This is a genomic window from Rhizobacter sp. P2_H3 (assembly GCF_056403355.1).
In genome coordinates, this window is sequence record NZ_JBFUFQ010000330.1 from 1 (window position 1) to 4,650 (window position 4,650).

A 4,650-nucleotide genomic window follows, 5' to 3' on the forward strand; every position below is an offset into this window, starting at 1 on the left:
CTCGGCCAGTTCGGCCTTGGTGAGCGTCGGCGTCTCGAGCGTCGGCAGCAGCACACGGGCCGGGGATTTGTCGTCGTTGTGGTCGTCCATCGCGGCCTCCCCTCAGCCGCGAAGGCGCACGCCGAGGCGGGCCTTCAGGCTGTCCAGCACCTTGTGCACGCCGGCCTCGATGCGCTCGTCGGTCAGCGTCGCGGCGTCGTCCAGCAGCTCGAGCCGGATGGCCAGGCTGCGTTCGCCGGCGGCCATGTCGGCGGCAGGCGTCGCCGGCTTGTAGATGTCGAACAGCCGCGCCGAGCGGATCAGGCCCGGGTCGACCGCCGCGATCGTGCCGATCAGCGCCTCGTGCGTGACCTGCTCTGCGGCGATCACCGCGATGTCGCGCCAGGCCGACTGCTGCTTCGGGATCGGCTGGAACTGCGGCAGCAGGCGCTGCTGCAGTGCCGAGGCGTCCAGCTCGAACAGCACCGGCGCCTGCGGCAGCTCGTACGACTGCCGCCACTTCGGGTGCAGTTCGCCGACGTGACCGATGGCCTGCCCGTCGACCTCGATGCGCGCCGAACGGCCCGGGTGCAGCGCCGGGTGCTCGGCGGCGACGAAGCTGACCGCCAGCGGCGCGAGCAGCGACTCGATGTCGCCCTTCACGTCGAAGAAGTCGACCTGGCGTTCCTTCGCGGCCCACTGCAAGGCATCGACCGGACCGTACGCGAGGCCCGCGACGCGCAGCGGCTGCGCGATGCCGGCCACGCTGAAGGCGCCGTTGGCGACCGACGCATCGCGCCGGAACACGCGGCCCGATTCGAACACCCGCACGCGCGTGGTCTTGCGCGCCAGGTTGAAGCGCAGCACGTTGACGAGGCCGCCGATCAGGCTCGAGCGCATCACCGACAGCGGGCTCGCGATCGGGTTCAGCACGCGGATCGGGTCGGCATTGCCGGCCAGCTCATGCTCCCAGCGCTCCTCGACGAAGCTGAAGTTGATCGTCTCCTGGTAGTCGAGGCCGGCCAGCAGGTGGCGCACCGCGTGCGGGCTGCGCTTCGATTCGCTGCGCACGCTGGCCGCCAGCGAGGCGAGCGGGCGCGTCGACGGCAGCGTCGGGTAGCCCAGCACGCGGATCACTTCCTCGATCAGGTCTTCCTCGATCAGCAGGTCGAAGCGCCAGCTCGGCGGCGTCACGGTGATCGTGCCTTCGGCCTGCGTGAACGGCAGGCCCAGCCGCTCCATCACGCCGGCGCACTGCGCCTGCGTCAGCGGCATGCCGATCACCTTCGCGGCACGCGCGACGCGCAGCGTGACCGGCTTGCGGGCCGGCAGCGCGACGGTCTGGTCGTCCATCGGGCCGGCCTCGCCGCCGCAGACCTCGAGGATCAGCTGCGTGATGCGCTCGATGTGCTCGACCGTCTGCGCCGGGTCGACGCCGCGCTCGAAGCGGTGCCCCGCATCGGTCGTGAAATTGAAGCGGCGCGAACGGCCCGACACCGCCTCGGGCCACCAGAACGCGGCCTCGACATACACGTTGCGCGTCGCATCGGACACCGAGGTCGCATCGCCGCCCATGATGCCGGCGAGCGACTCGACGGCCTCGGCGTCGGCGATCACGCCGACCGCGGCATCGACCTCGATCGTGTTGCCGTTCAGCAGTTTCAGCTGCTCGCCCGGCCGGCCCCAGCGAACCGTGAGGCCGTGGTGGATCTTGTCGAGGTCGAAGATGTGCGACGGGCGGCCCAGCTCGAACATCACGTAGTTCGAGATGTCGACCAGCGCAGTCACCGAGCGCTGGCCGCAGCGGGCCAGCCGATCGACCATCCAGGCCGGCGTCTTCGCGGTGGTGTCGACGTTGCGCACGATGCGGCCGGAGAAGCGGYCGCACAGGTCGGGCGCCTCGATCTTCACCGGCAGCACGGCAGCGTGCTTCACCGGCACCGGCGGGAACGCGGGCGACTTCAGCGGCGTGCCGGTCAGCGCGGCGACCTCGCGCGCGATGCCGAACACGCTCAGGCAGTGCCCGAGGTTCGGCGTCAGCTTCAGCGTGAACAGCGTGTCATCGAGCGACAGGTGCTTGCGGATGTCTTCGCCGAGCGGCGCGTCTTCGGCCAGGATCAGCAGGCCGCCGTGGTCCTCGGACAGTTTCAGCTCGCGCGCCGAGCACAGCATGCCCTGGCTCTCGACGCCGCGCAGCTTGCCGAGCTTGATCTCGAAGGGCTTGCCGTCCTCGCCCGGAGGCAGCACCGCGCCCACCAGCGCGCACGGCACCTTCAGGCCGGCAGCGACATTGGGCGCGCCGCACACGATGTTGAGCAGCGTGCCGCTGCCGACATCGACCTGGCAGACGTTCAGCCGGTCGGCATTCGGATGCCGCTCCAGCGACACGACACGCCCGACGACCACGTGGCTGAAGGGCGGCGCCACCGGGCGCAGCTCCTCGACCTCCATGCCGGACATCGTCAGCAGCTCGGCCAGGGCCTTCGTCTCAAGGGGCGGATTGCAGAACTCACGCAACCACGACTCGGGGAATTGCATTGATGGGTCTTCCGCTGGTTACTTGAACTGGCTGAGGAAACGCAGGTCGCCGTCGAAGAACAGGCGCAGGTCGTTGACGCCGTAGCGCAGCATCGCCAGGCGGTCGATGCCCGAGCCGAACGCGAAGCCGATGTAGCGCTCCGGGTCGAGCCCCATGTTGCGCACCACCTGCGGGTGCACCTGGCCGGAGCCGGAGACCTCGAGCCAGCGGCCCTTCAGCGGCCCGCTCTCGAACATGATGTCGATCTCGGCGCTCGGCTCGGTGAACGGGAAGTAGCTCGGGCGGAAGCGCAGCGCGAGCTCGCTGGTCTCGAAGAAGGCCTGGATGAAGTCCAGGTACATCGCCTTCAGGTCCTTGAAGCTGACGTTCTCGCCGATCCACAGGCCTTCGACCTGGTGGAACATCGGCGAGTGCGTCGCATCGCTGTCGACGCGGAAGGTGCGGCCCGGCGCGATCACGCGGATGTCGGGCATGTGCGGCTGGCCGGCGTACTTCGCGGCATGGGCGCGCGCATGGCGCACCTGCATCGGCGAGGTGTGCGGACGCAGGTTCAGCCAGTGGCCTTCGTCGTCCTTCATGTCGACGTAGAAGGTGTCCTGCATCGAGCGCGCCGGATGGTTCTCCGGGTTGTTCAATGCGGTGAAGCTGTACCAGTCGGTCTCGATCTCGGGGCCGTCGGCCACGTCGAAACCCATCGAACCGAAGATCGCCTCGATGCGCTCCATCGTGCGCGTGATCGGGTGCACGCTGCCGGTGCCGCGCTTGCGCCCAGGCAGCGTCACGTCGAGCGACTCGGCCTTCAGCTGCGCCTGCAGCTCGGCATCGGCCAGGCCCTGGCGGCGGGCGTTCAGCGCGGCCTCGATGCCCTGCTTCGCGGCGTTGATCTCGGCACCGCGCGACTTCTTCTCGTCGCCCGCGAGCCCGGCCAGCGACTTCAGCAGCTCGGTCACGCGCCCGGCCTTGCCGAGGTAGCGCGCCTTCGCGTTCTCGAGATCGGCGGGTGCAGTCGCCTGCGCGAAATCGGCGTGCGCGGCCTGCACCAGTTGATCGAGGTCGTTCATCGGTAGAGGGTGGATGGTCGGTTCAAGAAACAAAAAAGGCCGCACACGAGGTCGGCCTTGGAGAGCTTGCCCCAGCGGCTGCGAACAGCCTTCGGGGACTTGCGTGGCACCGGCTGCACAGGGTGTGCGCGAGCCGGCGCGATCACGACATCAAGCGAGCTGGGCCTTCACCTTCTCCACGATGCTGCCGAAGGCGGCAGGATCGTTGACTGCCATGTCGGCAAGAACCTTGCGGTCGATCTCGATCGACGCCTTCTTCATGCCGTTCATGAACTTGCTGTAGGTGATGCCCAGGCCACGGGCCGCGGCGTTGATACGCGCGATCCAGAGCTGGCGGAACACACGCTTCTTGGTGCGGCGATCGCGATAGGCATATTGCCCAGCGCGCATGACCGCTTCCTTGGCGATGCGGAATACATTCTTGCGACGGCCGCGGTAACCCTTGGCGAGTGCGAGAATTTTCTTGTGACGAGCGCGGGCTGTTACACCACGTTTGACGCGAGGCATGGATTACTCCTTCTGGAAGTGTTTCTGAAACCGTGAATCAGTGGTGGCAGATCACAGCCCGGCAAAGGGCAGCATCTGAGCCATGTGACCCATGTTGGTCTCGTGCACGCCGACGGCACCACGCAGGTGGCGCTTGTTCTTCGTGGACTTCTTCGTGAGGATGTGGCGCTTGAACGCCTGGCCCCGCTTGACGGTGCCACCCGGACGAACGCGGAAACGCTTCGCAGCGCTCTTCTTGGTCTTCATTTTGGGCATGACTGCTCCTTTTTAGTTGCTCCACCAGGCGCCCGCAAAGAACTTGCGGTCTTGTTGGCCTGGAGGGGCTTCTTGCAACGCGCCGGTGACCAGACCGGCGCGCTGAACTCTCAATACTTCAACGCTGTTGCGGTCTCAGCGCTTCTTCGGGCCGAGCACCATGATCATCTGGCGCCCTTCGAGCTTCGGCATGTTCTCGACGACGGCCACATCGGCCAGTTCGTCGCGAATGCGCTCCAGCAGGCGCATGCCGATGTCCTGGTGGGTGATCTCGCGGCCGCGGTAGCGCAGCGTGACCTTGCCCTTGTC

Annotated in this window: 5 protein-coding genes; all 5 read right to left on the reverse strand. The window is 67.5% G+C overall.

The window, feature by feature from the left end; genetic code table 11:
• Positions 1-102: 102 nt before the first annotated feature.
• Positions 103-2,517, reverse strand: coding sequence for a phenylalanine--tRNA ligase subunit beta (gene pheT, locus AC1D1T_RS30085; RefSeq protein ID WP_477993110.1), 2,415 nt, complete (start codon positions 2,515-2,517; stop codon positions 103-105).
• Between the two features lie 18 nt (positions 2,518-2,535).
• A complete protein-coding gene (gene pheS / locus AC1D1T_RS30090) occupies positions 2,536-3,579 on the reverse strand; it encodes a phenylalanine--tRNA ligase subunit alpha (RefSeq protein WP_047511795.1) in 1,044 nt (347 codons plus the stop codon).
• Between the two features lie 150 nt (positions 3,580-3,729).
• Entirely contained in the window at positions 3,730-4,086 is a 357-nt protein-coding gene (gene rplT, locus AC1D1T_RS30095) for a 50S ribosomal protein L20 (RefSeq protein ID WP_047511792.1), read from the reverse strand.
• 51 nt (positions 4,087-4,137) lie between these two features.
• On the reverse strand, positions 4,138-4,341 hold the full coding sequence (gene rpmI / locus AC1D1T_RS30100) for a 50S ribosomal protein L35 (RefSeq protein WP_047511790.1): 204 nt from the start codon (positions 4,339-4,341) through the stop codon (positions 4,138-4,140).
• Positions 4,342-4,476: 135 nt separating this feature from the next.
• Positions 4,477-4,650 (reverse strand): translation initiation factor IF-3 (gene infC, locus AC1D1T_RS30105; protein WP_477993111.1); only part of this gene is annotated, 174 nt, incomplete at its 5' end.